Annotated in this window: 28 protein-coding genes; 14 read left to right on the forward strand and 14 right to left on the reverse strand. The window is 56.3% G+C overall.

Annotated elements, in window-relative coordinates; translation table 11 throughout:
* Window positions 1-764: LysR family transcriptional regulator (locus AK59_RS0120805; protein WP_050491997.1), on the reverse strand; the 764-nt coding region annotated here is incomplete at its 3' end.
* Window positions 765-861: 97 nt separating this feature from the next.
* On the opposite strand from AK59_RS0120805, the gene AK59_RS0120810 reads away from it, so the two are divergent.
* A complete protein-coding gene (locus AK59_RS0120810; protein WP_013098397.1) occupies window positions 862-1,464 on the forward strand; it encodes a short chain dehydrogenase in 603 nt (200 codons plus the stop codon).
* A gap of 37 nt (window positions 1,465-1,501) precedes the next feature.
* On the opposite strand, the gene AK59_RS0120815 is transcribed toward AK59_RS0120810, so the two are convergent.
* Genes AK59_RS0120815 through AK59_RS0120830 form a run of 4 tightly spaced genes read right to left on the reverse strand, consistent with a single transcriptional unit; the run spans window position 1,502 to window position 5,474 of the window.
* Window positions 1,502-2,500, reverse strand: a complete 999-nt coding sequence (locus AK59_RS0120815) for a transketolase family protein (RefSeq protein WP_442854880.1) — start codon at window positions 2,498-2,500, stop codon at window positions 1,502-1,504.
* Window positions 2,500-3,345, reverse strand: a complete 846-nt coding sequence (locus AK59_RS0120820) for a transketolase (protein ID WP_013098399.1) — start codon at window positions 3,343-3,345, stop codon at window positions 2,500-2,502. Before AK59_RS0120820 ends, AK59_RS0120815 begins: the two co-directional genes overlap by 1 nt.
* Before the next feature lie 12 nt (window positions 3,346-3,357).
* Window positions 3,358-4,107 (reverse strand): SDR family NAD(P)-dependent oxidoreductase, encoded by a 750-nt coding sequence (locus tag AK59_RS0120825; RefSeq protein WP_023620857.1) that lies wholly within the window; start codon window positions 4,105-4,107, stop codon window positions 3,358-3,360.
* Window positions 4,108-4,142: 35 nt separating this feature from the next.
* Window positions 4,143-5,474, reverse strand: a complete 1,332-nt coding sequence (locus tag AK59_RS0120830; RefSeq protein ID WP_029883710.1) for an MFS transporter — start codon at window positions 5,472-5,474, stop codon at window positions 4,143-4,145.
* A gap of 215 nt (window positions 5,475-5,689) precedes the next feature.
* On the opposite strand from AK59_RS0120830, the gene AK59_RS0120835 reads away from it, so the two are divergent.
* Window positions 5,690-6,610 (forward strand): LysR substrate-binding domain-containing protein, encoded by a 921-nt coding sequence (locus AK59_RS0120835; RefSeq protein WP_013098402.1) that lies wholly within the window; start codon window positions 5,690-5,692, stop codon window positions 6,608-6,610.
* Between the two features lie 95 nt (window positions 6,611-6,705).
* Here AK59_RS0120835 and AK59_RS0120840 read toward each other — a convergent pair whose 3' ends face one another.
* From AK59_RS0120840 to AK59_RS0120865, 6 genes are all read right to left on the reverse strand, one after another.
* Window positions 6,706-8,085, reverse strand: a complete 1,380-nt coding sequence (locus AK59_RS0120840; RefSeq protein WP_013098403.1) for an amidohydrolase family protein — start codon at window positions 8,083-8,085, stop codon at window positions 6,706-6,708.
* A 1-nt stretch (window position 8,086) separates the two neighbouring features.
* Window positions 8,087-9,043, reverse strand: a complete 957-nt coding sequence (locus AK59_RS0120845; RefSeq protein ID WP_029883711.1) for a carbamate kinase family protein — start codon at window positions 9,041-9,043, stop codon at window positions 8,087-8,089.
* A 33-nt stretch (window positions 9,044-9,076) separates the two neighbouring features.
* Window positions 9,077-10,621, reverse strand: coding sequence for a hypothetical protein (locus AK59_RS0120850; protein WP_050491996.1), 1,545 nt, complete (start codon window positions 10,619-10,621; stop codon window positions 9,077-9,079).
* Window positions 10,622-10,632: 11 nt separating this feature from the next.
* Entirely contained in the window at window positions 10,633-12,048 is a 1,416-nt protein-coding gene (locus AK59_RS0120855) for a DUF1116 domain-containing protein (protein ID WP_029883713.1), read from the reverse strand.
* Window positions 12,048-13,589, reverse strand: a complete 1,542-nt coding sequence (gene fdrA / locus AK59_RS0120860) for an acyl-CoA synthetase FdrA (RefSeq protein ID WP_029883714.1) — start codon at window positions 13,587-13,589, stop codon at window positions 12,048-12,050. The genes AK59_RS0120855 and fdrA overlap by 1 nt, the downstream gene beginning before the upstream one ends.
* Before the next feature lie 106 nt (window positions 13,590-13,695).
* A complete protein-coding gene (locus tag AK59_RS0120865) occupies window positions 13,696-14,301 on the reverse strand; it encodes an ankyrin repeat domain-containing protein (RefSeq protein WP_014832999.1) in 606 nt (201 codons plus the stop codon).
* Window positions 14,302-14,619: 318 nt separating this feature from the next.
* Between AK59_RS0120865 and AK59_RS0120870 the strand changes: the two genes are divergently transcribed.
* Complete coding sequence (locus AK59_RS0120870; protein WP_013098409.1) at window positions 14,620-15,549, forward strand: LysR substrate-binding domain-containing protein; 930 nt, start codon at window positions 14,620-14,622, stop codon at window positions 15,547-15,549.
* On the opposite strand, the gene AK59_RS01000000123925 is transcribed toward AK59_RS0120870, so the two are convergent.
* Window positions 15,546-15,704: a YqaE/Pmp3 family membrane protein gene (locus AK59_RS01000000123925; RefSeq protein ID WP_013098410.1), complete on the reverse strand. Its 159-nt coding sequence runs from the start codon at window positions 15,702-15,704 to the stop codon at window positions 15,546-15,548. The two genes, AK59_RS0120870 and AK59_RS01000000123925, sit on opposite strands and share 4 nt — an antisense overlap.
* Before the next feature lie 178 nt (window positions 15,705-15,882).
* Between AK59_RS01000000123925 and AK59_RS0120880 the strand changes: the two genes are divergently transcribed.
* Window positions 15,883-16,404, forward strand: coding sequence for a rhodanese family protein (locus AK59_RS0120880; RefSeq protein ID WP_029883715.1), 522 nt, complete (start codon window positions 15,883-15,885; stop codon window positions 16,402-16,404).
* A gap of 79 nt (window positions 16,405-16,483) precedes the next feature.
* The gene (locus AK59_RS0120885; RefSeq protein ID WP_023621597.1) at window positions 16,484-16,663 is read left to right on the forward strand and encodes a hypothetical protein; all 180 of its coding nucleotides are present in this window, start codon (window positions 16,484-16,486) and stop codon (window positions 16,661-16,663) included.
* A 38-nt stretch (window positions 16,664-16,701) separates the two neighbouring features.
* Here the strand turns inward: AK59_RS0120885 and stpA are convergent, their stop codons facing one another.
* Window positions 16,702-17,106 carry a DNA-binding protein StpA gene (stpA, locus tag AK59_RS0120890; protein ID WP_013098413.1) on the reverse strand — a complete coding sequence of 135 codons (405 nt, stop codon included), beginning with the start codon at window positions 17,104-17,106 and terminating at the stop codon, window positions 16,702-16,704.
* A 479-nt stretch (window positions 17,107-17,585) separates the two neighbouring features.
* On the opposite strand from stpA, the gene alaE reads away from it, so the two are divergent.
* Window positions 17,586-18,035, forward strand: coding sequence for an L-alanine exporter AlaE (gene alaE, locus AK59_RS0120895; RefSeq protein ID WP_013098416.1), 450 nt, complete (start codon window positions 17,586-17,588; stop codon window positions 18,033-18,035).
* Between the two features lie 32 nt (window positions 18,036-18,067).
* On the opposite strand, the gene AK59_RS0120900 is transcribed toward alaE, so the two are convergent.
* Window positions 18,068-18,412: a DUF2002 family protein gene (locus tag AK59_RS0120900; protein WP_013098417.1), complete on the reverse strand. Its 345-nt coding sequence runs from the start codon at window positions 18,410-18,412 to the stop codon at window positions 18,068-18,070.
* 160 nt (window positions 18,413-18,572) lie between these two features.
* Here AK59_RS0120900 and AK59_RS0120905 point away from each other — a divergent pair, with 160 nt between their 5' ends.
* The 8 genes from AK59_RS0120905 to proX all read left to right on the forward strand — a co-directional run bounded on the left by AK59_RS0120905 (window position 18,573) and on the right by proX (window position 26,473).
* Window positions 18,573-18,899 (forward strand): DUF883 domain-containing protein, encoded by a 327-nt coding sequence (locus AK59_RS0120905; RefSeq protein ID WP_029883716.1) that lies wholly within the window; start codon window positions 18,573-18,575, stop codon window positions 18,897-18,899.
* 243 nt (window positions 18,900-19,142) lie between these two features.
* Window positions 19,143-19,382: a glutaredoxin-like protein NrdH gene (gene nrdH / locus AK59_RS0120910; protein WP_013098419.1), complete on the forward strand. Its 240-nt coding sequence runs from the start codon at window positions 19,143-19,145 to the stop codon at window positions 19,380-19,382.
* On the forward strand, window positions 19,379-19,789 hold the full coding sequence (gene nrdI / locus AK59_RS0120915) for a class Ib ribonucleoside-diphosphate reductase assembly flavoprotein NrdI (protein WP_029883717.1): 411 nt from the start codon (window positions 19,379-19,381) through the stop codon (window positions 19,787-19,789). The genes nrdH and nrdI overlap by 4 nt, the downstream gene beginning before the upstream one ends.
* The gene (gene nrdE / locus AK59_RS0120920; protein ID WP_029883718.1) at window positions 19,762-21,906 is read left to right on the forward strand and encodes a class 1b ribonucleoside-diphosphate reductase subunit alpha; all 2,145 of its coding nucleotides are present in this window, start codon (window positions 19,762-19,764) and stop codon (window positions 21,904-21,906) included. The genes nrdI and nrdE overlap by 28 nt, the downstream gene beginning before the upstream one ends.
* Window positions 21,907-21,915: 9 nt before the next feature.
* Window positions 21,916-22,875 (forward strand): class 1b ribonucleoside-diphosphate reductase subunit beta, encoded by a 960-nt coding sequence (gene nrdF, locus AK59_RS0120925; RefSeq protein WP_029883719.1) that lies wholly within the window; start codon window positions 21,916-21,918, stop codon window positions 22,873-22,875.
* Between the two features lie 333 nt (window positions 22,876-23,208).
* Window positions 23,209-24,411, forward strand: coding sequence for a glycine betaine/L-proline ABC transporter ATP-binding protein ProV (proV, locus tag AK59_RS0120930; RefSeq protein ID WP_013098423.1), 1,203 nt, complete (start codon window positions 23,209-23,211; stop codon window positions 24,409-24,411).
* A complete protein-coding gene (proW, locus tag AK59_RS0120935; protein WP_013098424.1) occupies window positions 24,404-25,468 on the forward strand; it encodes a glycine betaine/L-proline ABC transporter permease ProW in 1,065 nt (354 codons plus the stop codon). The genes proV and proW overlap by 8 nt, the downstream gene beginning before the upstream one ends.
* A gap of 9 nt (window positions 25,469-25,477) precedes the next feature.
* Window positions 25,478-26,473 (forward strand): glycine betaine/L-proline ABC transporter substrate-binding protein ProX, encoded by a 996-nt coding sequence (proX, locus tag AK59_RS0120940; protein ID WP_013098425.1) that lies wholly within the window; start codon window positions 25,478-25,480, stop codon window positions 26,471-26,473.
* Window positions 26,474-26,623 lie beyond the last annotated feature (150 nt).

Genomic DNA, 26,623 nt, shown 5'->3' on the forward strand with positions numbered 1-26,623 from the left:
CACCCCCCCCCCCCGCTCCCCCCCCCCCCCCCCCCCCCCCCCCCGGGCGGAAAAACCCCCCCCGCCCCGGCGCGCGCCGCCATGCGTAAGCCGTAGCCGTCGTTGCATCGTAAAATGGCATCGCGCTTCCAGCGCACCTCGCCCTCCACACCCGGCAACCGCCATTCGTTACGCGCGGTCCATACCGTGTGGGAAAGGCAGAGATGGTCCACCAGATCGGCAGGCGTTTGCGGCGTACCGTGGCGCGCCAGATAATCCGGCGACGCGCAGATCACCATGTTGTAAGGGCACAGGTATTTCGCCACCAGATCGTCATTGCGAATATCACCAATGCGAATGGCCAGATCGACCCCCTCTTCCACCAGATCCACCATCCGGTTAGTGAGATCCAATTCGATACGCACTGCCGGGTAGCGCTGCAGAAAGGTGGCGGTCAGCGGCGCGATAACGCAGCCGCCAAACGACGTAGGTGCCGTCACGCGCAGGGTGCCCGCCGGTGCGGCACGCAGACGTTCCACCGCGCTTTCGGCAATGGCCACCTGCTCCAGCACCCGCTTCGCCTCGTCATAATAGACCCGCCCGGCGTCGGTCAGGCTTTGACGTCGCGTATTGCGCTCCAGCAGACGGGTGCCAAGCTCGGATTCCAGCAGCGCAATGTACTTCCCCACCATCACCGACGACATATCCAGCCGGGAGGCCGCCCCGGTAAAACTGCCGCTTTCCACTACGGCGATAAAGGTTTCCATGCCGCGAAGCTTATCCATATTACAAACCTCTGGTTAGCAATCTTCTAACTTTAGCCCAGTTTATCCGACTTTTAATTTATTAAAGAATGAAGGCTCACAACATGAGGAGTCGGCTATGAAAATCATCATTATTGGTGCCAGCGGTACGGTCGGTCGTGCAGTAACGGAGGCGCTCAGTCGCCGCCACGAAGTGATCCGCGTGGGCCGCACGCAGGGCGATGAGCAGGTGGATATTACGTCACAGGCGAGCGTGCAGGCGCTGTTTGAGAAGGTCGGTCGTGTGGATGCGATTGTCTCCGCCAGCGGCGGGTTGTACTTTGGCCCCCTCGCCACTATGAAAGACAGCGATTTCAATCAGGGGTTACAGGATAAACTGCTCGGACAGGTGCGTCTGGCGCTGACCGGCCAGCACTACCTGAACGATGGCGGCTCCATTACCCTGATTAGCGGGATTGTGGCGCACGAGCCCATCGCGCAGGGCGTCAATGCCACCACGGTGAATGCCGCGCTGGAAGGGTTTGTTCGCGCTGCCGCCTGCGAGCTGCCGCGCGGGATCCGCATCAACCTGATAAGCCCGACGGTCCTCACCGAATCGGTCGAAACGTACGACGGCTTCTTCCCGGGCTTTGAAAGCGTGCCGGCCGCCACCGTGGCGCAAGCCTATCGCCGCAGCGTGGAAGGGGTGCAGACCGGGCGGGTGTATAAGGTGGGTTACTGAAGCAGGAAAGGGGCGAGGAACGCTCGCCCCGTCACGATCAGAGCCTGCGTCGGATTTTCTCCACCATAGCGGTGGTTGAGATCCCGTAGCGGTCGTGCAGGGTTGGCAGCGCCCCCGCATCAAGGAACGCGTCCGGCAGTGCGACGGTATCAAAATCCACGTTCACGCTGTTGCGCATTAACAGCGACGCGACGGCCTCACACAGCCCGCCAACGCTGCTGTGGTTTTCCGCCACAATAACCAGCCGTCCCGGTTTCGCGGCCTGCGCCAGAATGGTCTCCTCATCCAGCGGTTTAATGGTGGGCGAGTGCAGTACCGCCACGCTGACGTTATCCTTACGCAGCTGCTTTGCTGCCTCCAGCGCGCGCATGGTCATTAGCCCTGAGGCGATGATCAGGACGTCGCTCCCCTCTTCCAGCAGCACGGCTTTGCCCAGCGTAAACTGGTAATTGTACTGGTCCAGCACCACCGGCACCTTGCCGCGCAGCAGTCGCATATACACCGGCCCATTGTGCGCCGCGATCGCCGGTACAGCCTGTTCGGTGTCTATCGCGTCGCAGGGATCGATGATGGTCATCCCCGGAATACCGCGCATAATCGCAATATCTTCCGTCGCCTGGTGGCTCGGACCGTAGCCCGTGGTTAACCCCGGCAGTGCAGCGCATATCTTCACGTTGAGATGCTCTTCGGCGATAACCTGATGAATAAAATCGTAGGCACGACGGGTGGCAAAGACCGCATATGTCGTGGCGAAGGGAATAAACCCCTCTTTTGCCATTCCCCCGGCCGCGCCCATTAAGAGTTGCTCCGCCATTCCCATCTGGAAGAAACGTTCCGGATACGCCTGGGCAAAGATATGCAGATCGGTATATTTCGACAAATCCGCCGTCATACCGACAACTTCCGGGCGCTGTTCCGCCAGCTTCACCAGCGCATGGCCGAACGGTGCAGAGCGCGTCTCCTGGCCGTCTTCCGCAATAGAGGCAATCATGGCCGACGTGGTTAAACGCGGTTTTTTCTCCGTTATCTGGCTCATTACAGCACTCCTTCAGGTTTGTTGGCATCCAGCACGGCGAGTGCCTTTTGCCACTCGTCAGCATCCACGCGAATAAAATGGTTCTTGTCACGTTGTTCGAGGAAAGGCACACCTTTGCCCATCAGCGTGTCGCACAAAATGACGCGTGGCTGGTTTTCCGGATAGCGTCTGGCGTTATCAAACGCCGCCACCAGCGCAGGGACATCGTTGCCATTTACGCGCTGCACATACCAGCCGAACGAGGTCCATTTATCTTCCAGCGGCTCAAAGCCAAGGATCTTGTGCGAATTGCCGTCTGCCTGCTGGCGGTTAATGTCCACCAGCACGATCAGGTTCGACAGGCCATGGTGCGCTGCAGACATAGCCGCTTCCCAGGTTGATCCTTCGTCAAGCTCACCGTCCGACATGGAGTTAACGACCCATGCCGCGCTCTGCTTGTGCTTCAGCCCAAGCGCCATGCCGACCCCAATACTTAACCCCTGTCCCAGCGAACCACCGGAGATCTCCATGCCCGGCGTGTAAGTTGCCATACCGGACATTGGCAGGCGGCTGTCGTCCGAGCCGTAGGTCTCCAGCTCCTCTTCAGGAATGATCCCGGCTTCAATCAGAGCGGCATAACAGGCAATGGCGTAATGACCGTGGGAAAGCAGAAAACGGTCACGGCCTTCCCACTCCGGCTCGTCCGGCTTGAGGTTCATACCGTGGGTAAACGCGGTGGCCAGTACGTCGGCATAGCCCAGCGCCTGCCCGATGTAGCCCTGCCCCTGCACTTCACCCATGCGCAGCGCATAGCGGCGAATACGCCATGCCGCCGCGGCAACCTGTTGAACTGTGGTATCCGTCATCGTCGAGTCTCCTTAATGGATCAGCATGCCGCCGTTCACGTCGAGCGTGATACCGGTGGAGTAAGACGAAAGGTCGCTGCCAAGGAACAGCGCGGCGCGGGCAATATCCTGCGCGTCGCCGAGGCGGTTAAGCGGAATGCCCGCCAGGATGGCGGTTTTCATCTCATCGCTGAGCTTGCCTGCGGTGATGTCCGTCTGGATAAGGCCGGGTGTAATGCAGTTTACGCGTACGTTATCCGGCCCCAGCTCGCGGGCCATCGCTTTCGCCAGGCCCAGCACACCTGCTTTAGCCGCGCTGTAGTGGGGGCCGCCAAAAATACCGCCACCGCGCTGTGCTGATACCGATGAAATGCAGACAATGCTGCCCGACTTCTGCGCGCGCATGGTGGGGATCACCGCCTGGGACATCAACAGCGTGCCGCGCAGGCTGACGTCCAGCACCGCGTCGTAATTCTCGCGTTTAATATCCATCAGCTTAATCGGCTGAGTAATACCGGCGTTATTCACCAGAATATCGATGCGCCCGTATTTTCCCAGCACCTGCTCAATGGCGGCGTTGACCTGTAATTCATTGCTGACGTTCGCCGCAAGGCCCAGATGCTCTTCACCCAGATTCGCCGCCGCTGCCCGACTGGCCTCAGCATCTAAATCGATAATCACTACCTTCGCACCCTGCCCGGCATATAATTTAGCCGTGGCAAAACCCAAACCGCGTACAGAAGCCGCGCCGGTAATAACGGCGACTTTATCTTTCAGTAGCATATATTTACTCCACTATGGTAAAAGGAATTTATTTTTTATTTCGGTTCATCCAGCAACATAATCACAAACAGGCCAATCGCTGCACAAATACCGAAATAAATAAAGACAGAATTAAAACTTCCTGTTTTATCCAGCAGAAAACCTGCCAGCATCGGGGAAACAAATCCGCCGAGATTTCCGCCGCTATTGATAATTGACGCAGCAATGGGATACGTTTTACTGTCCGCAACGGCCATACCGTAAGCCGTAAAAGCAGGCCAGCCGATATTCAGACAGAGGCCGACAAAAAACAGCCCCACGCAAACCGCAACGGTGCTTTGCGGAATATTCAGCATGATGACCATCATTAACACGGTGCTGATGGCGGTAAACATCATGGTCGGTTTACGCCGACGGCCGAGCAGTTTGTCGGATACGTAACCGCCAAAAATCGCCCCGATAAATCCGCCGATGCACGGCATACTGGCGACCAGCCCCATGCTCATAAACGTAAAGCCTTTCTCTTTCACCAGATAGAGCGGGATCCACGTCAACAGGCCATACAGCACGCTGACCATCATGAAATAGGCCAGACAATCGCCGAGGATATTCTTCGAGGTAAACAGCCCTTTTACCGTGCTCACCGGGGCTAAGTCCCGCACGCGAATCAGGCGGTCAAGGCGCGCAAAGCCCGGTGAAATCACGATGTTTTCCCGTCTGGCGTCCGGCGTCTCCTGACCCACAGTAATGGTCTCCAGTTCGGCTTTAGAGACGAATGCGCTCTCTGATGGTCTGGTGCGCACCAGCAGATACCACAGAACGGCAATGACCAGACCGGGGATCGCGAAGGAGAAGAAGACCCAACGCCAGCCCCAGGTCATGGCGATCCACACCGCCAGCGGCGGCACGAGGATCGGCGCGAACATGGTGGCCGCGATGTAGACGCCGGTGGCGGTGGCCTTCTCCTTTGGTGGAAACCAGTTATTGATGGTGGAGGCCAGCCCGACGGGGCACGGCCCCTCCGTTAACCCCAGCCCCAGACGAATAAACTTCAAACCCAGAACTGAGGTCGCCGTGCCCATCAGCCAGGTAAACGCCGAGAAGCCGAATATCGACAGCGCCACCATGCCGCGAATACCCTTTTTGGCGATAAAAAAGCCCGCTGGAATTTGGCTCAATGCGTATCCCAAAAAGAACATACTGGCGATGGCACCGGCTTCGAAATTATTAATATGAAACTCATCAATGATAAAGGGCAGTACTGCACCAATATTTGTTCGGTCAGCATAGTTAATGGCATACACAATAAAAATTAATGCCAGCACAACGAAACGGTAATTGGTTTTTTTAGTGTTTATGTAGGGGACAGCATGTTCTATACGAGACATAACTTACCTCATTATTCGAACAACGTGAGTCGTTTTATTTTTACGTTCAAGGTCAATATATCGGCTCATGAATGAAACACCATTCAATAAACCTCATTTATTGCTGAGATAAATTTGATTCGCGATACAGCTCAAAAAAATAACATCGGGATTAAATTGCCCGCATGTCGTCTCAATGTTATGTTTTTTATCAATAAACATGACAGGAGTAGGCTATGTCCGCGCAGGATCGCCAGACGTTATCACTGCCCTCGCTCAGAAATTTGCAGGCATTCATCGCCGTCGCTAACGCATTGAGCATCCATCAGGCGGCCGAACAGCTCAACGTCACCCCCTCCGCGGTCAGCCATCAGATCGCGTCGCTGGAGTCGTGGATGGGCAAGAAATTATTCATCCGCAGCGGCAAAGGGGTTCAGCTCACCCCAACGGGCGAAAAATATCTGCGGGAGGTCTCGGCGGCGATGAGCGCCATCGGACGCGCCACCGATCAGATCGTCAAAGAGAAAGATAACGCCGTGCTTCGGGTGCACTCCTCGCCCACCTTCGGGTTGTCATGGCTGTTGCGCCGCCTGGGTAAGTTTCGCGCCGAATATCCCGATATCACCATCAATCTCACCTGCTCCTATGAGAATCTGCAATTCGCCAGAGATAATATTGATATTGATATCCGCCACGGTATCCCGGACTGGGATGCTTACCGGGTGATGACCATTAAAAACGACACGCTGGTGGTGCTGGCCTCGCCGGAGTATGCGCAAAAACACCCCATCAGCACACCCACCGATCTGCTGCAACAGTCACTCATCTCGTCCACCAGCACTCTGGTTAACTGGGAAAAATGGTTCGCCTGGCACAATATCGACAGGCCCTGGCTCAACTTCAGCCTCAGCTTTGACCGCTCCTATATGAGCTTTGAAGCGGCACGTATGGGGCTGGGATTTATCCTTGAGAGCAAAATGATGGCGACAGACCACCTGAAAGATGGCTCACTGGTGCAGGTACTGCCGGATGAGATGGGGATCGCTATTAACGCGCATCATCTGGTAATGCCGCATATGCATGAACGCGCGTGGAAGATCCAGCAGTTCGTTGAGTGGATTGACCGGGAGCTGCGGCTGTCGGGTTATCATCTGTAACGTCGGGTGGCGGCTTCGCCTTACCCGACCTACAAAATCTGCGGCCTGTTGCCCTCACCCCAACCCTCTCCCACAGGGAGAGGGAGAAATGCACATTAACCCACCGTGCCCCAGACAAGGTTCCCCTTATGGAAGGTCGCGGTGCGCGGTGAAATGCGCGCCACCGCCTCGGCGGAACAGGAGGCGTCCACCAGCACAAAGCTGGCATCGTCCTGCGCTTTCGGCCAGACGCGTTCACCTTTGTCGTTCAGCGGCAGCACGTCACCGGTCGCAATACCTAAAGCGCGGGACAGCGTCTGCTCATTAGGGCGGATATAGAGCTGGGCGTAGAGATTCGCTTTTTCCAGCATGTCCCCCAGGCCGTACGGTGACCAGTGGTCGATCACGCTGTCGGTGCCGGTCATGACAAACACGCCTTTATCGCGCAGCTGCTTCAGCGGCATATGCAGGGTGCCAATCGGCACGGTGGAGGCGATAGTCACCTGCTGCGCCGCCATGCGGGTGGCAATCTCGTCCACCTGCTGCTCGTTGAGCGTGGCCAGCGCAAAGGCGTGGCTGATGGTCAGTTTGCCCTTCAGTTGCGGGGTTTTCTCCACGGTTTCGACCATGTAGTTCACCGCCGCCACGCCCGCCGGGCTGGTTTCGTGCAGGTGAATATCCACCCCTTTGTCGTAATCCAGCGCAATCTGGAACATGGTGTCGAGAGATTTCTCCATCGCCCCGTCAACGTTGGTTGGGTCCAGCCCGCCCACGTAGTGCGCCCCGGCCTGCATCGCCTCGCGCATCAGCTTTTCGGAATTCGACAGCAGCAGGCCATGCTGTGGAAACGCTACGATCTCGCAGTCAAATCCGGGCTTGCGACGCGCCAGTACCGCCTGCAGGTTCTCGAGATTCTTCAGGCCCGAGACTGGCTCAATATTGCAGTGGCTGCGGGCGAGGGTGGAGCCTTTCGACTGGATCAAATCGATCAGCTTTTCGGCGCGCTCCTGGGTATAAGGCTGGAGTTCGGGGAGCAGCTTCTGCTCAAGGCGGATCATATCCTGAATGGTTGTACCCGCCGGGCGGTTGAGCGAACGCCACGGGCCGCCGTAGAAGGTTTTATCCAGGTGAATGTGCATATCGCGCATCGCCGGGAGCATCAGCTTGCCGCCTGCGTCATAGTGCGGCAGGGTGGCGTCCGCGTGACTTTTGTTATCGCGCAGGGCGACAATTTTCCCGTCTTTGATCTCCAGCGTTTTCAGCTCGGTGCGGGTGCTCGTCGCCACGCCGCCGTCGACGTTAAATCCGGCCTCCAGCAGCACGTTGTCCAGGTAGTAGTGTTTAGCGGTGATGTTCATCGGTTTGCCCGTCTCGCAGGTTGGTTTTGCGGAATCGGCAGCATACGCGACGGAACCGGTCGCGCCAAACAGCGCACAGGCGGTGACCATTTTGCCGCTCTGGCTGATAAATTCACGGCGGCTTTTATTTTCACTCATCTTATCTTCCTTCATTAACAATATGGGTACCGGTTTCCCCGCGCAGTGCGGCGGGCAGGCAGTCTGGCGAGGTGATGATCACGCGCTTGCCGCCATGGCGTAAAAATTCCAGCGAGGCGACGATTTTGGGCAGCATGCTGCCCGCCGGGAAATGGCCCTCGTCTTTGTAACGCGTCATCTGCGCCACGCTCACCGTGTCCAGCGCCTGCTGATTCGGCTTGCCAAAGTGGATGCACACTTTTTCGACCCCGGTGGTGATCACCAGTACGTCGGCGCGGATCTCGCGCGCCAGCAGCGCGGTGGAGAGATCTTTATCAATTACCGCGTCAACGCTCTGGTAATCGCCCTGCTCAGTGCGCACCACCGGAATACCGCCGCCGCCCGCGCCAATTACCACAAAGCCTTTTTGCGTCAGGGTCTTGATGGCATCGGCTTCAACAATGCGTAACGGCTGCGGCGAGGCCACCACGCGACGATAGCCCCGGCCAGAATCCTCAACAAAGTGCCAGTCCGGATGCGCCTGCTGCAGTTCATCGCGCTGCGCTTCGCTGAAGAACGCGCCGATAGGCTTGATCGGGTGGCTAAAGCCCGGATCGTTTTTATCCACCTCCACCTGAGTGACAACGGTGACCGCTTTTTGCTCACCGCGCGCAGACAGGCGGTTGTTAAGCGCCTGCTGGATCAGGTAGCCGATACCGCCCTGCGTATCCGCCACGCAGTTGGCCAGCGGCGTGAGCGGCAGTCCCTCCCGTTCGTGGGCGATTTCGGCGCGGCGCAGATCCAGCCCGACCTGGGGGCCGTTGCCGTGCGTGAGCACAATATCGTAGTCGGATGCCAGTATCTCCAGCACCGACTCTGCCACCGCCTTTACCGCCTGCGCCTGATGTTCAACCGACTGGCTGGCGTTATCTTTGATAATGCTGTTGCCGCCAATGGCGACGACCATAAGCTCTTTCATTTTGTTTCCTTTAGAAGGTGCGTTCTGGTGCCCTCACCCCGGCCCTTCTCCCACAGGGAGAGGGGGATTAACAGAGATATCCAGCACATGCTTCACCACAAACATGCCGCCCATCATCAGATACGCCGTCACAAACATCAGCGAACTGCCTTCGGCAAAGCCCACCACCGGGGCGTGGATCACGCCAAACAGCGCCAGCAGTGCGCCACCGGCGGCAGCAACGGCGCCGCGCAGCGGTTTGTTGATAATGGCGAAGATGGCGATGCAGCCCCACAGCATGCTGGCGAGCGGTGCGCCGCTGCCCAGATGCACCAGCCCCTCGTAGTAGATCCCTTTACTGTGCAGCACGTCGGTGCCGATTTTCGCCGCGCTGGTGCCCGCCGCACCCATCACGCTGTTCATCATGGTCAACGCCCAGTTGGCGATCCACGGGAACAGGCAGATGAAAATCACGGGCACCTCCACTTTGGGCGTTTCCCTCACCACCTGGTTGGCGGTGACAACGCCGATAAACACTAGGATCGGCACGATGGCGGTCATCGGAATGATGGCGAGCATAAACGCCCCCAGCCCGAACAGCGGCACGATAAACATCGTCACGCCGGAGGCCAGCGTGTAGCCGATGCTGGCGCCCATCGCTTTCCAGCCCGCATGACCCACATAGACCGTCACCGGGAACGGATTGCCCATCAGGCAGCCGAGCATGGAGGCCAGGCCGTTCGCCAGCATTACCTTGCGGGTCGGGTACTCGTCTCCCGCCGCGTGGGCGCTTTCAATGTTTTCCAGGTCAAAGATGTAGTTCGCCAGCCCCAGCGGCACGGCAGACGCCAGGTACGGCAGCGCGTGCGGCAAGCCCTGCAGGAAACCTTCTACATGGACTTCGGGCGGGTTAAAGCCGAAAGAGGACATTGAGGCTTTGATTGCCTCCGGGCTTTGCAGGCCGGAGATCCACGCTAACACCGTGCCAGCAATCAACAACAGCAGACCGGTCGGGATCCTGGCGAAGATCGGTTTTTTGCCGAACCAGTTAATGAAGATCAGCAGCAACACAATGAACGACACGGTGGGCGCTTCAAACGCCTGCAGCATCGGGTTCATCGCCAGCAACAGCAGGCCCAGGCCCGACAGACACGAGAGCAGCACGGTACGCGGGATCATCTTGCGGATGGTCTCCCCCAGGAAAGAGCCGCCCGCCAGAATCATCGCCTCGACAAAGCACCACACCAGACCGATCTGAATGGCAAAATCCGCGTCACCGGTTTGCTGGTAGACCGGCATCAGGACCAGAAAAGTAACGGTAAAAATCGACGGCGCGCTCGGGCCAGACGGCAGCGCGGTGACGTCCGTTCGTCCGGTGGCGCGCGCCATCTGCAGGCCAAACCACGCGTAGCAGACGCTCGCCACCAGCACCGCCAGCCCGAAGGCCGGCGCGATGCGTCCATAAACAATCTCCTTCGGGATGCCGACGACAAAAATGAGCAACCCCATCATGGTCAGCAAATTGGTCAGGTTGTTGGTCATCAACCCGAAATATGCCGCCCAGTCACCTCTTTTCCACTCCAGTTTCATGTTTTTCATGGATGCTTGCCTTATAAAAAGTAGCGATCGCGGAAGGTCAACAGCGCCTTTTCAAAACAGCTAAACGGCGGGTGCACAATGCCCGCGCCAATCATGCCAATACCGGCGTCTTTGTGGGCAATGGCGGTATTGATAACCGGCAGAATGCCGCTGCCTGCGACTCGGGTGATGTCGATGGCGGTTGGAATGCCCATAAACGACAGCAGCGGAATGGTGACGTTCGGGTTTTCACCGAGGGTGATTTCGCGCATCTGGCGGGAGAAATCGATGGCTTCTTCCACCGTACCGCCCACCAGAGCGACAATCGCCGGGGCCGTCGCCATCGCAAAGCCGCCGATACCGTAGGTTTCCGTGATGGCGCTATCGCCGATATCCAGCCCGGAGTCTTCCGGCTTGTAACCCGCGAACATCGGGCCAATCACCTGCTGCGCCGGGCCGGTGAACCACTGCCCTGGCAGGCCAGAGACGCGCAGACCAAACTCGTAGCCGTTACGCGCCATGGTGGTGACCACGGTGCTGTGCTCAATGCCGTGGGCGGCGTCCAGCGCGGCCTTACACATCGCCATCCACGTCGGGCCGGAGAAGTAGTCGCTGCTGGCGACAAACTCAAATACCTCGCGCTGCTGCGCCACCGGATAGCCCGCCTGGATCAGCCCCGGCGTCAGCGCCTGGATCAGCAGCGTGGTGCCCGCGTTGTTGCGGTTGTGGCATTCGTCACCCATGTGCAGCGCCTGAGCCAACATCAGGCGCAGATCGATTTCGCCGATAATCTTCATGGCGTCGCGCAGCATCGGGCCAAGCACATCGCGCATCCAGTTCAGACGGTCAATGACGCTCTGGTCGTTGGCGCCCATGCGCAGGATTTTCGCCATCTGCTCGCTGAGGTTGGTGTAGGCGCGGTTGCCGTAGGTTTTGTTCTCAACGATATGCATAAACATCGACGCGGAGGTGACGCCCGCCATCGAGCCCACGCAGTCGTGCTCGTGGCACGGCGAGAAGGTGATGTCGCCTGAAGCCGCCAGCCTTGCCGCCTCCTCCAGATCGTTCGCCAGCCCTTCAAACACCAGCGCGCCGGTGACCGCGCCTTTCATCGCGCCACACATATTTTCCCAGCTCACCGGAGGACCGGCATGCAGAATGGTGGTACGGGTCATCCCCGGCACAACGTTAATCGCCTGGTCGTACCCCACCAGCACCGGGTGGGACTGAATGATGCGCTCCAGCGCAATCTTGTTGGCGGCAGCGATCTTCTCTGCCAGCGGCTCCGCGGCCAGCTGGTCGAGCGCTTCGACGATCTGCATATTGCCCTGCCCCGGCGGTGCCCAGTCGAGCTGGGTGACGGGGACGTGCTGTTTTTTAAGATCGTCACTGAACAGCGCAATACCGACGTTAATGACGTTCAGCGGTTGGTTGAATAAGGTGGTCATCAGGCGTTCTCCCCTTTGCAGACAAATTCGCGTGCCAGTAATCCGGTGTTAGTACTGCTGCTGGCCCAGATCACGCCGGCATCGGTCAAAAGCTGACACTGCTGCGCCAGCGACTGGGGATCCTGGTCGGTGCCCAACACATAGCCGAGGATCTCCAGCGGACGGTTATCGGCTTTCGCAATCGCCTGCGCCTCTTTAATGGCATCGAGCATCACGCCGACCGGATCCTCATGCGCGCCAAAGCCCAGCACGAAGTCCATCACAATTACGCCCACTTCCGGATCGCGCGCCTCCTGCAGCAGGCGGCTGATGCGGTTGGTCGGGTCGATCATCGGGTGCGGTTTGCCGTTGGTGAAATCGTCATCCCCAAAATCGAGGAAGGTGTGAGCCTGGCTGACGTTAATGTCGCGCAGGCGTTTCGCCGGATCGGGCTGAATGTTGCTGTAGACGTCGTCGTACTTCTCAAGCGCGGCGAACATCGCTTCATCACACAGGGTGCCGCCACAGAACAGACCGCGAATGTATTTCTGCTGCGGAGTGAGACGGGCGCGCACCTCTTCAATCAGGGGCCAGTTGAGCGGATGCAGGTCAAGGGACGCTTTGTTGATACCGGTGAGCAGCACGGCCTTCAGGGCCGCCTCTTTGGTGCCGCGGGCGAACTGCAGACCGTCTTCATCGGCGGGCGGTTCGTTGCGACCAAGGAAACAGGCGATGACGGGTTTGCGACAGGCCCGGGCACGCGCCAGCACCTTTTCTGCCACCGCTGGCGCTGGCGGTTTGGAGATCAGCGCGATGACCTGGGTGGCATCGTCGGCCTCCAGCATGTCGATGGCGTCGAGCATCATCAGACCACCGATTTTTTCACTGAGATCGCGCCCGCCGGTGCCAATCAGCTGCGATACCCCGCCGCCAAATTCATGAATGCGCACGCTCAGCTCCTGGCTACCGGTGCCGGACGCCCCGACAATGCCTATCGACCCGCGGCGTACGGCGTTGGCGAAGCACAGTCCTGCGCCGTTGATGATGGCAGTGCCGCAGTCTGGCCCCATCATCAGCAGCCCTTTCTGGTGCGCCAGCTGCTTGAGCGCCAGCTCATCGTCGAGGGATACGTTATCGGAAAAGAGCATCACGTTGAGATCGTTTTCAAGCGCCTTGCGCGCTTCGCGTGCCGCAAACATGCCGTTTACTGAAATCACCGCCAGGTTACTGTCGGGACGGTGGGCTTTCGCGCTGGCCAGAGTCGCGTAGCGTGCTTCATGGGTGCCCGCGCTCTCTTTTCGGGTGAATAACGCTTCAATCGCCGCCAGGGTTTCATCATTGGCCGCGTCGCCTTTAATGACGATCATCAGATCGCCGTTTTTCGCATCCTCTAATTCCGGCGTTAACAGCCCGAGGTTTTTTAATACGCCTTTGTTCATTTCCGTCGCCATCGCCACAAACGCCTGCTCAACGCCTGGCAATTTATTGGCTTTGGTGGAAACGGACATTAATGAGACGGAGTCAAAATACGTGTTCTTTTTAATCACGATTTTTGTGGGCATTATTTTCTCCTGAATGCGGATAAAAGGGGGCCGCCGTCGTGCAAAATGCACGTCGGAAAAATACGTTTGAAATGGGGGCCAGCCGGAAACAGGCTGGCCGAATAAATTACGCGCCCGCCGCCAGCAGCAGATCAGCTATCGCGTGGTAGCCTTTTTCCCGCGCCAGTTCGAGCGGGGTTTTACCGTATTTATCGGTCATATGCGGATTCGCACCGTGGTCCAGCAGCAGCTTCACGATCGCCTGCTGTTTCGGGCCGCCGTCATTCAGGACAATGGCTTCCAGCAGCGGCGTCCAGCCGACAAAATTGGTGTGATTAACGTTGATATCGGTTTTTTCCAGCAGCTCGCGGACAATCTCCACATGTCCTTTCTCACTGGCGGGCGTAATCCCCACTCCGCCGAAGCGCGTCAGACGGTCCAGATCCGGGTTGGCGGGCAGAACAAGCCGCAGCAGGGTTAAATCATTGGTCAGGCAGCTGATCAGGAAGGGGTTAAAACAGGTCTGGTCCTGTTTATCTATATCCGCACCGGCGTCAATTAATAACGCGACACAGGGGTAATGTTTTTTCAGGCTGGCAATAACAATGGCGGTTCTTTTCTGACGGTTGGTGGCGTTAATATCGACACCTTTCTCAAGGCAGGCTTTTAGCGCGTCGACATTACCCTGCTCTGCCGCCAGTAAAAATTCCGTCACAAGTTCGTTCGCAGACATACAGACTCCCGATGGTGTGTTGCTGATGACCTGAGAATAGCAACAGCCCTTTCAGAAAAGAATCCGCTTAAAAATCATTCATCGACAGTCAATTCATTGTTGAGTTAAATTCAACGGTTCAGCCAAAACGTGCGTCTGTGCAACCTTTTTCTTATGGGTAAGCGTTTTTTCAGGCCATTCACGGCATTTTGCTTATGACCAAAGAAGCCTTGCATAACAAGGCCTGTAGCTAAACATCAGAACTGTGACCGCCGTCAAATGCGTTGTTGCGCCGCTGTTAAAATATGTTCAAAACTGATGGTAACCCGGAGCCGTAATATGAATTCCATCTTTACTGAAGAGAATCTGCTGGCCTTCACCACGGCGGCGCGTTTTGGCAGTTTCAGCAAAGCCGCCGCCGAGCTGGGTGTGACCACGTCGGCCATCAGTTACACCATCAAACGTATGGAGACCGGGCTGGACGTGGTGCTGTTTGTGCGTAACACCCGCAGCATTGAGCTGACCGAGTCCGGCTTTTACTTTTACCGCAAGGCTACCGATCTGCTGAACGATTTCTATGCCATCAGGCGTGGGATAGACACCATCTCTCAGGGCATCGAGGCGCGGGTACGCATCTGCATCAATCAGCTTTTGTATACCCCACGTCATACCGCGCGGCTGCTGCAGGTGCTGAAAAAGCAGTTTCCCACCTGCCAGATCACCGTCACCACGGAGGTCTATAACGGCGTCTGGGACTCAATCATCAATAACCAGGCCAATATCGCGATTGGCGCGCCGGATACGCTTCTTGACGGCGGCGGCATTGATTACACGGAGATTGGCGCTATCCGCTGGGTATTCGCCATCGCGCCGGAACACCCGCTGGCGTTTGTCCCGGAACCGATCGCGGAAAGCCAGCTGCGCCTCTACCCGAACATCATGGTGGAGGACACCGCGCACACCATTAATAAGAAGGTCGGCTGGCTGCTGCACGGGCAGGAGGCGATTCTGGTGCCGGATTTTAACACCAAATGCCAGTGTCAGATTCTGGGGGAAGGGATCGGTTTTTTACCGGAATACATGACCCGGGAGGCCGTAGCGGACGGGCTGCTGGTGACACGACGCATTAATAACCCGCGTCAGGATTCGCGCATGCTGCTTGCCACGCAGCATGCGGCGACCGGCCAGGTCACGCGATGGATCAAACAGCAGTTCGGCCCGCAGGGCGTACTGACCGGGATCTACAGCGACTTACTGTGGCGTACCTAGTTTCTCGTCTGAACCCAAAACGCGTGGATAAGTCCAGGGAAGTAGCCCAGTATGGTCAGAAGGATATTCAGGATAAACGCCCAGCCCAGTCCCTTGCCAAGCAGTACGCCCAGCGGCGGGAGAATAATCGTAAAAACAACACGCCAAAAACCCATAAAGACTCCGTGCAAGCTAACCAATTGAAAATTATAAAAGAGACATCTCTAAGCGTAGCCAGTTTACGGGTAACTGCCATTCGGCTGGCGCGCTTTTACCTGCCTTTACCCTCTTTACACTGGCTTAAATCCTTCTTTAAATGCTCTACTACATAAAACACGATCGTAAGGAAACACCATGTCTCTTCCTCTGATTACGCCACAGCAGGCAAACGCGCTTATTGATGACGGCGCAAAGCTGATTGATATTCGCGATCCTGACGAATATGCCCGCGAGCATATTCCCGTCGCACAGTCCGTGCCACTGGACACCTTACCCGGCGCACTGAACGCTGGGGCAGGTGAAACGGTGATTTTTCACTGCCAGTCCGGGGCCAGAACATCGAACAACGCCGCACGTCTTGCCCTGGCGGCGTCGCCTGCTCAGGCCTTGGTGGTCGAGGGCGGTATTCAGGGCTGGAAACAGGCCGGACTGCCGACCGTAGAAGATAAATCCCAGCCGCTGCCGCTGATGCGTCAGGTGCAGATTGCTGCCGGGCTGCTGATTCTGTGCGGCGTGGTGCTGGGCTATACGCTCTCCAGCGGCTTCTTCCTGCTGAGCGGTTTTGTCGGGGCCGGGCTTCTGTTTGCTGGCCTGACCGGATTTTGCGGCATGGCAAGACTGCTCAAGGTGATGCCGTGGAACAGACATACCTCATAAGCAGTAATCGATGAACCCTGCTGTACCCGGCGTGTGACGTGGGCTACAGTGAAGATCGCTAAAACGATGAGGAGGTTCTATGTTTTCTGTCGGTGATTATGTGCAACCGCGTCAGGGCGGCCCGAAACTGAAAGTGCTCGAAGTGAATGGGGATAGCATTGTGGCCGTTCAGGCCAGCAATGAGCAGGGCGAGAAATATACCCTGAAAGCAGCGGATGTTGCGCTGTACACCGAAGACGGTGATTTTGGCGTCTGCTAAACAGACAACCGGGCGGAGTCTTCCGCCCGGCTCACGCATTAGATCAGAAAATCATCCAGTGATTTGCCGTTTTCCAGCGCATTGGCAATAGGCTTCGGCGTGCGGCCCTGACCGGTCCACGTTTTCTCTTCACCGTTCTGGTCAATAAAGCGATATTTTGCTTCACGCGGCTTACGTTTTTTCGCCGATTTACCCGCATGCGCCAGCTCTACACCCAGCAGATCGGACGGTGAAATACCATCGGCTTTCATCCGTTCCAGCAGAGCATTAATTTTTTCCTGCTGCTCAGCGCGCTGTTGCTCTAATTCCGCCTGCTCACTACGTTTCTCTTCAGCAACGACCCTGACTTTTTCCAGCATTTCCTCAAGAACGTCCAGGGATAATTCACGCGCCATGGCGCGCAGAGTTCGGATATTATTAAGATTCTGTAACGTCAAAGACATATTATTTGAAAACCTTTTTTGTGGTGAGTCGTAAAATCAAAGCGAAGAATAATTCATTTCAAACATAATATCCACCCATCGACGCTTTTTGTCATTATTGTAAATATTTTTAAAGACACCGCTTATATTATCCGGATATCGCGTTGTCGCGCTGCTTTTAATAAACATTCATAACAACATAAACGGTCGGTTTTAAGGCAAATCGCAGGAGGGTACGCTGCGCGCTGCGTGTCGCACGGTCGCCGCCCACGCATCGCAAGCAACTTGTTGATTTTGCGCATCAAAAAACAGGACGAGAAAGAAAATAACGAAGCGAGCAAAAAACCATCATCTTTAGAGGATTTTGTGGAAAAAACGCGAGTAAATAAAAATTTAACGCTAGTTGTTAGTTTAAAGCCAGAAGGATACGCTATACACGTCAACCAAACCAACCCAAATCACTAAGATCATTACTTTTGTGCGTCTCAAGGAGCTCAGCCATGTTCTCACCGCAATCTCGCCTGCGCCACGCGGTAGCGGATACTTTCGCGATGGTTGTCTACTGTTCCGTCGTGAACATGCTGATTGAAATATTCCTCTCCGGAATGACCTTCGAGCAGTCACTTTCTTCGCGTCTGGTAGCGATCCCGGTGAACATTATTATCGCCTGGCCTTACGGCTTATACCGTGATGCCGTAATGCGCTTCGCCCGCCGCATCAGCCCGTCTGGCTGGATGAAAAACCTGGCAGATGTGCTGGCCTATGTGACGTTTCAGTCGCCGGTGTATGTGGCGATCCTGTTGACGGTGGGGGCAGACTGGCATCAGATTGCCGCAGCGGTGAGCTCAAATATCGTGATTTCGATGTTGATGGGCGCGGTGTATGGCTATTTCCTCGACTACTGTCGTCGCCTGTTCAGGGTCAGCCAGTACAGCCAGGCAAAAGCCTGATATGAAGCGACTGGCATATGCCAGTCGCAGTATTATTGTGCGTCGCCAAACAGTCCCTTCAGAAACCGCTCCAGCGCCATACGCGAGCTAAAACCATGCGGAATACCATAATGCTCGTGCGTCTCGCCGCCTAAATAGAGCGGAAATTGCTGGTAGTGATCGCAGGTTTTAATATCCGAGGCAGGCTCAGCAAATGACAGACTTCTGTCTTTCAGCGTCGGGTGAATAATAAGAGCGGTACGCCCCATTCTGGCTTCACGATTCACGTAAACATAATTCTCGCCACGGCGATAGCCATACGCTTTTGGCGTCACTTCATCCATGGTGAATCCCGCTTTTTCAAGAACGCGCGCCACCTCATCCGGTCGTAAATACATATCTTTTCCTCGTTATCTTTTCCTGCCCGGCAACCTTACAGTATTCAGCATTAGCAGGGCTTTCAGAATATTCCATAAACGACCTGATGAGTCGTGACTCGCTTCAGATATTAAATTTCTGAACTAAACTAAACCGGAAGACAAAATTATGGAGGATCGTATGTTTAACAGACCGAACCAAAACGATATTAACGACGACGCTCAGGATATTCGTAATGATGTCAGCAGATTAGCGGACACGCTGGAGGAGGTGCTGAAATCCTGGGGCTCCGATGCGAAGGACGATGCGGAGGCCGCAAAACGTAAGGCTCAGTCTCTGCTGCGTGAAACACGCGCCCGGATGCATGGCCGCTCTCGTGCCACCCAGGCTGCCTGCGACATGGCAAGTTGCGCCACCACCTTCGTTCGTGAAAAACCGCTGTGTACCCTGGGTACGGTCGCGGCGGTGGGTATTTTTGTTGGCGCCCTGCTTAGCCTGCGTAAGTAAGCACGCGTTATCAGCCCCGGTTGCCTCTGGCGCCGGGGCTTTTCTTTGCCTGAAAGCCTGAAAAACCCGTGCAGCCTGCCCTGCCCCGCTGTGCTCATCATTGGGGCGCCATCAATCTGAATTTCCCATATCTTGTATGGTTGAAACTTAGCACAACTACATCTAGTATTCCCTTTAGCAAGACACACACAACCTGACGCGATGCTTCGCGCCGTTCTCTCATTTTAAATGGAAATACGAATCATGAGCATTATTATTTACACTCGTAACGATTGTGTTCAGTGCCACGCGACCAAACGCGCTATGGAAAGCCGCGGGGTGGACTTTGAGATGGTGAATATCGATCTGGTGCCCGAGGCTGCCGATACTCTGCGTGCCCAGGGATTTCGCCAGCTGCCAGTGGTGGTGGCCGGGGAAACCAGCTGGTCTGGCTTTCGCCCGGACATGATTAACCGCCTCGCCGCGCAGGCCGCAAGGGCATGAGTGGGCTGGTCTACTTCTCCAGCAGCTCGGAAAACACGCTCCGCTTTATTGAGCGCGTCGGGCTGCCTGCGGTGCGCATTCCGCTCAACGAGCGGGAGCGTATTCAGGTAGACGACCCTTACATTCTGGTGGTTCCCAGCTATGGCGGCGGCGGTACGGCAGGTGCGGTACCGCGTCAGGTGATCCGCTTTCTCAACGATCCCCATAACCGCGCGCTTATTCGCGGCGTGATTGCGGCGGGCAATCGTAATTTCGGCGACGCCTTTGGTCGCGCCGGGGATGTCATCTCTCAAAAATGCGGCGTGCCGTATCTCTATCGCTTTGAACTGATGGGGACACAGCAGGACGTAGAGAACGTGCGTAAAGGAGTGAACGAATTTTGGCAACGACAACCGCAGAACGCGTAATGCAGGCGACACCGGACTACCACGCCTTAAACGCGATGCTTAACCTCTACGATCGCGAGGGGCGCATCCAGTTTGGGAAAGATCATGACGCCGTGGACGCCTTTTTTGCCGCCCACGTCCGTCCAAACAGCGTGACGTTCGCCAGCCAGGATGAGCGTCTCGACTACCTGGTCAACGAAGGGTATTACGAAGAACGCGTGCTCTCCCGTTACGACCGCGCCTTTGTGGTCAGGTTATTTGAGCGGGCCCACGCCAGCGGTTTTCGGTTCCAGACGTTTCTGGGCGCCTGGAAGTATTACAACAGCTACACCCTGAAAACCTTTGACGGCAAACGCTACCTTGAAAGCTTTGAGGATCGCGTAGTGATGGTGGCGCTGACCCTGGCCCAGGGCGATGAAGCCCTGGCTGAACAGCTGATGGAAGAGATCCTCTCCGGACGCTTCCAGCCGGCCACCCCGACCTTCCTTAACTGCGGCAAGGCCCAGCGCGGCGAGCTGGTCTCCTGTTTCCTGCTGCGTATAGAAGACAATATGGAGTCGATTGGCCGCGCGGTGAATTCGGCGCTGCAGCTGTCCAAACGCGGCGGCGGCGTGGCGTTTTTACTGTCTAACCTGCGTGAAGCGGGTGCGCCAATTAAGCGCATTGAGAACCAGTCATCCGGCGTGATCCCGGTGATGAAGATGCTGGAAGATGCCTTCTCCTACGCCAACCAGCTTGGCGCGCGTCAGGGGGCCGGGGCGGTCTACCTGCACGCCCACCACCCGGACATTCTGCGTTTTCTGGATACCAAACGCGAAAACGCCGACGAAAAAATCCGTATCAAAACCCTGTCGCTCGGCGTGGTGATCCCGGATATCACCTTTAAGCTCGCCAAAGAGAATGCCGACATGGCGCTGTTCTCGCCGTATGACATCGAGCGAATTTACGGCAAAGCGTTTGGCGACGTGGCGATAAGCGAGCTTTACGACGAGCTGGTTGCCGACGATCGCATTCGCAAAAAATACATCAACGCCCGCGATTTCTTCCAGCGGCTTGCCGAAATTCAGTTTGAGTCCGGCTACCCGTATATCATGTATGAAGACACGGTAAACCGTGCGAACCCGATTGCCGGGCGCATCAACATGAGCAACCTCTGTTCGGAGATTTTGCAGGTCAACAGCGCGTCCACTTATGACGAGAATCTGGACTACGCCGACATCGGCAAAGATATCTCCTGCAACCTCGGGTCGCTGAATATTGCCCACACCATGGATTCCCCCGATTTTGGCCGTACGGTCGACACGGCAGTTCGCGGCCTGACGGCAGTATCAGACATGAGTCATATCCGCAGCGTGCCGTCCATTGAGGCAGGCAACGCCGCGTCGCACGCCATCGGCCTGGGGCAGATGAACCTGCACGGCTATCTGGCGCGGGAAGGCATCGCTTACGGCAGCCCGGAAGGGCTGGATTTCACCAACCTCTATTTTTACACCATCACCTGGCATGCGCTGCACACCTCAATGATGCTGGCGCGCGAGCGCAACCAGCGCTTCGCGGGCTTTGAGCAGTCGCGCTATGCCAGCGGGGAATATTTCAGTCAGTACCTGGAGGGCGACTGGCAGCCGAAAACGGAGAAAGTGCGCGCGTTGTTTGCCCGCGCCGGGATCGTTCTGCCCACGCGCGAAATGTGGCAGCAGCTGCGTGACGATGTGATGCGCCACGGCATCTATAACCAGAACCTGCAGGCGGTGCCGCCCACCGGCTCTATCTCCTATATCAATCACGCCACGTCGAGCATTCACCCGATTGTGTCGAAAATTGAGATCCGCAAGGAGGGCAAAACCGGGCGCGTCTACTACCCCGCCCCGTTTATGACCAATGAAAACCTGGCGCTGTATCAGGACGCGTATGAAATTGGCCCGGAAAAAATCATCGATACCTACGCCGAGGCAACCCGGCACGTGGATCAGGGCCTGTCGCTGACGCTCTTCTTCCCGGACACGGCCACCACGCGGGATATCAACAAAGCACAGATTTATGCCTGGAAGAAAGGCATTAAAACGCTCTATTACATTCGCCTGCGCCAGCTTGCGCTGGAAGGCACCGAAATCGAAGGCTGCGTGTCCTGCGCGCTGTAAGGAGAAAGGATGAAACTGTCACGCGTGAGTGCGATTAACTGGAACCACATTCAGGATGATAAGGACCTGGAGGTGTGGAACCGCCTGACCAGCAACTTCTGGCTGCCGGAAAAAGTGCCGCTTTCTAACGATATTCCGGCCTGGCAAACCCTGAGTCATGCCGAGCAGCAGCTGACAATTCGCGTCTTTACCGGTCTGACGCTGCTGGACACCATCCAGAATACCGTTGGCGCCCCCGCGCTGATGGCCGATGCGCTGACGCCGCACGAAGAGGCGGTGATGTCGAACATCAGCTTTATGGAAGCGGTGCACGCCCGCTCTTACAGTTCGATCTTCTCGACGCTGTGCCAGACCACAGATGTGGATGCGGCCTACAGCTGGAGTGAAGAGAGCGAGTCACTGCAGCGCAAGGCCAACCTGGTGCTGGATTATTATCAGGCCGATGAGCCGCTGAAGAAGAAAATCGCCAGCGTGTTTCTGGAATCATTCCTCTTCTACTCCGGCTTCTGGCTGCCGATGTACTGGTCGAGCCGCGGCAAACTCACCAACACCGCCGATCTCATTCGCCTCATCATCCGGGATGAAGCGGTGCACGGGTATTACATCGGCTATAAGTACCAGAAAGGGCTGGAGAAAGTCAGTGATGCCAGACGCGAGGAGCTAAAAGGATTTGCCCTTGATTTGCTGATGGATCTCTATGATAACGAACTGAGCTATACCGAAGAGCTCTACGCCGGAACCGGCTGGGAAGAGGAGGTAAAAGCCTTCCTCTGTTACAACGCCAATAAGGCGCTGATGAACCTCGGCTACGAGGCGTTGTTCCCGCCGGAAATGGCCGACGTGAACCCGGCAATTCTGGCGGCGCTCTCCCCCAACGCTGACGAAAACCACGACTTCTTTTCCGGGTCCGGCTCATCGTATGTGATGGGTAAAGCGGTGGAAACAGAAGATGAGGACTGGGATTTTTAATGAGCGCCTTAACGTTCATTAATTAAATATAAATATTCCAATTTCCTTCCGGATATTTCACCTTCAGCTACACTGTCATCTCCACGACATATTCGCCTGAATCACTCCGTTCCAGGCGAATTCCCCCGATGGCGCAGCAAAAAATTCACAAAAATTCAGATCGCGCTCAGCCCTTTACTCATGGGAAATTCAGCCGTTTCGCTTACTGCAAAATTCAACCCATAAGCAAACCCAGGGTTGCCTCAGAATCTGAGTATGTTAGGGTTATGCCCGTTAACAATTTACCATGGTAATCATATCGACATAAACAAATAACAGGACACTCTCTATTGCATGGCAATTAAATTAGAAGTGAAGAATCTTTATAAAATATTTGGCGAGCATCCGCAGCGCGCATTCAAATATATTGAAAAAGGCCTTTCGAAAGAGCAAATTCTGGAAAAAACCGGGCTATCGCTTGGCGTTAAAGACGCCAGTCTGGCCATTGAAGAAGGCGAGATTTTTGTCATCATGGGGTTATCCGGTTCGGGTAAATCCACTATGGTTCGCCTTCTCAATCGCCTGATTGAACCCACCCGTGGGCAGGTCCTGATTGATGGTGTAGACATTGCCCAAATATCAGATGCCGAACTCCGCGAGGTGCGCAGAAAAAAGATTGCGATGGTCTTCCAGTCGTTCGCCCTGATGCCGCATATGACGGTACTGGATAATACCGCCTTTGGTATGGAATTAGCGGGCGTTGCCGCCAGCGAACGTCAGGAAAAAGCGCTTGATGCATTGCGCCAGGTGGGGCTGGAAAATTATGCCCATGCGTATCCGGATGAGCTTTCCGGCGGCATGCGTCAGCGTGTAGGTTTAGCCCGCGCATTAGCCATTAATCCCGATATTTTATTAATGGATGAAGCCTTCTCGGCGCTTGATCCCTTAATTCGCACCGAGATGCAGGATGAGCTGGTAAAATTACAGGCCAGACACCAGCGCACCATTGTCTTTATTTCTCACGATCTCGATGAAGCCATGCGTATTGGCGACCGCATTGCCATTATGCAAAATGGCGAAGTGGTGCAGGTCGGTACACCGGATGAAATTCTGAATAATCCGGCAAATGATTATGTGCGGACCTTCTTCCGCGGCGTGGATATTAGCCAGGTGTTTAGCGCCAAAGATATTGCCCGTCGTACCCCGAACGGCATTATCCGTAAAACGCCAGGTTTCGGTCCGCGCTCTGCCCTTAAGCTTCTGCAGGACGAAGACCGTGAATACGGTTATCTGGTTGAACGCGGCAATAAATTTGTCGGCGTTGTCTCCATCGATTCTCTCAAAACCGCGCTCAGCGAAAACCAGGGAATTGATGCGGCGTTAATTGACGCTCCGCTTGCCGTGGATGCCGAAACGCCGCTCAGCGAGTTGCTCTCTCACGTCGGCCAGGCACCCTGTGCCGTGCCGGTTATTGGGGAAGAACAACAGTACGTCGGCATCATCTCAAAACGGATGTTGCTGCAGGCTTTAGATCGCGAGGGGGCAAACCATGGCTGATCAATCTAACCCGTGGGGCACCACAGAGGCAGCAGACAGCGCTGCGCAATCTGCCGATGCGTGGGGTTCCACGCCAGCACCTGCCGATGGCGGTGGCGCGGCAGACTGGCTCAATAATGCGCCAGCACCGGCACCAGAACATTTCAATATTATGGATCCGTTCCACAAAACGCTGATCCCCCTGGACAGCTGGGTAACGGAGGGGATCGACTGGGTGGTTACCCATTTCCGTCCCGTCTTCCAGGGGATCCGCGTTCCGGTGGATTACATCCTCAACGGCTTCCAGCAGCTGATGCTGGGCATGCCCGCGCCGGTGGCGATTGTGCTGTTCTCGCTGATCGCCTGGCAGTTTGGTAGCGCAGGCATGGGGATCGCCACGCTGATCTCGTTGATTGCGATTGGTGCCATTGGCGCGTGGTCGCAGGCGATGATCACCCTGGCGCTGGTGCTGACCGCCCTGCTCTTCTGCATTGTCATTGGATTGCCTACGGGGATCTGGCTGGCGCGCAGTCCACGGGCGGCGAAGATCGTTCGTCCGCTGCTGGATGCGATGCAAACCACGCCAGCGTTCGTTTATCTGGTGCCCATCGTGATGCTGTTCGGTATCGGCAACGTGCCGGGCGTGGTGGTGACCATTATCTTCGCCCTGCCGCCGATCATTCGTCTGACAATACTCGGGATTAACCAGGTGCCTGCGGATCTGATTGAGGCCTCCCGTTCGTTCGGTGCCAGCCCGCGGCAGATGCTGTTTAAAGTTCAGCTCCCGCTGGCAATGCCTACCATCATGGCGGGGGTTAACCAGACGCTGATGCTGGCGCTCTCGATGGTGGTGATCGCCTCGATGATTGCCGTTGGCGGGCTGGGTCAAATGGTACTGCGCGGTATTGGCCGCCTCGATATGGGGCTGGCGACCGTCGGCGGCGTGGGCATTGTGATCCTCGCCATTATCCTTGACCGCCTGACCCAGGCTGTCGGTCGTGATTCACGCAGTCGCGGCAACCGTCGCTGGTATACCACCGGCCCTGTCGGGTTACTCACCCGCCCATTCAGAAAATAAGGAACAACGATGCGACATAAGGTACTTTTTGCCACAGCGTTTGCCACCCTTGTCTCCACCAGCGCATTCGCCGCGGACCTGCCGGGTAAAGGCATTACCGTGCAGCCGGTGCAGAGCACCATTTCGGAAGAGAGCTTCCAGACGCTTATCGTCAGCCGCGCGCTGGAGAAGCTGGGTTATACGGTCAATACGCCGAGCGAAGTGGATTACAACGTCGGCTACACCTCGATTGCCTCCGGTGATGCGACCTTCACTGCCGTCAACTGGCAGCCGCTGCACGACGATATGTACGCCGCGGCTGGCGGTGATAAGAAGTTCTACCGTGAAGGCACCTTCGTGACCGGTGCGGCGCAGGGTTATCTGATCGACAAGAAAACCGCCGACCAGTACCACATCACCAATATTGAGCAGCTAAAAGATCCGAAGATCGCCAAACTGTTCGACACTAACGGCGACGGCAAAGCCGATATGATGGGCTGCTCGCCGGGCTGGGGTTGTGAAGCGGTGATTAACCACCAGAACAAAGCGTACGGTCTGGCGAAAACCGTCGACGTGAGCCACGGCAACTACTCGGCGATGATGGCCGACACCATCGCCCGCTTTAAAGAGGGTAAACCGGTGATTTATTACACCTGGACCCCGTACTGGGTGAGCGACGTGCTGAAGCCGGGTAAAGATGTGGTGTGGCTGCAGGTACCGTTCTCCTCCCTGCCGGGCGAGCAGAAAGATATCGACACCAAACTGCCGAACGGCATGAACTATGGCTTCCCGGTGAATACGATGCATATCGTCGCCAACAAAGCCTGGGCGGAGAAAAACCCGGCCGCTGCCAAACTGTTCTCGGTAATGAAGCTGCCGCTGGCGGACATCAACGCCCAGAATGCGATGATGCACGCGGGCAAATCGTCTGAGGCGGATGTGAAGGGCCACGTTGACGGCTGGATTAAAGCCCACCAGCAGCAGTTTGATGGCTGGGTGAAGGAAGCGCTTGAGGCGCAGAAGTAAGTTTTTCCCCTCACCCCGGCTCTCTTAATCATTCCCTCTCCCTGTGGGAGAGGGATCCCCATCAATAATGCCTGCACGGAGGACCCCCTCTCCCTTGAGGGAGAGGGCTGGGGTGAGGGGGAACATTTGGCTGTAGAGGTCATTCCGTTC

It is taken from the genome of Enterobacter sp. T1-1 (genome assembly GCF_000710795.1).
GTDB classification, from domain to species: Bacteria; Pseudomonadota; Gammaproteobacteria; order Enterobacterales; family Enterobacteriaceae; genus Enterobacter; species Enterobacter cloacae.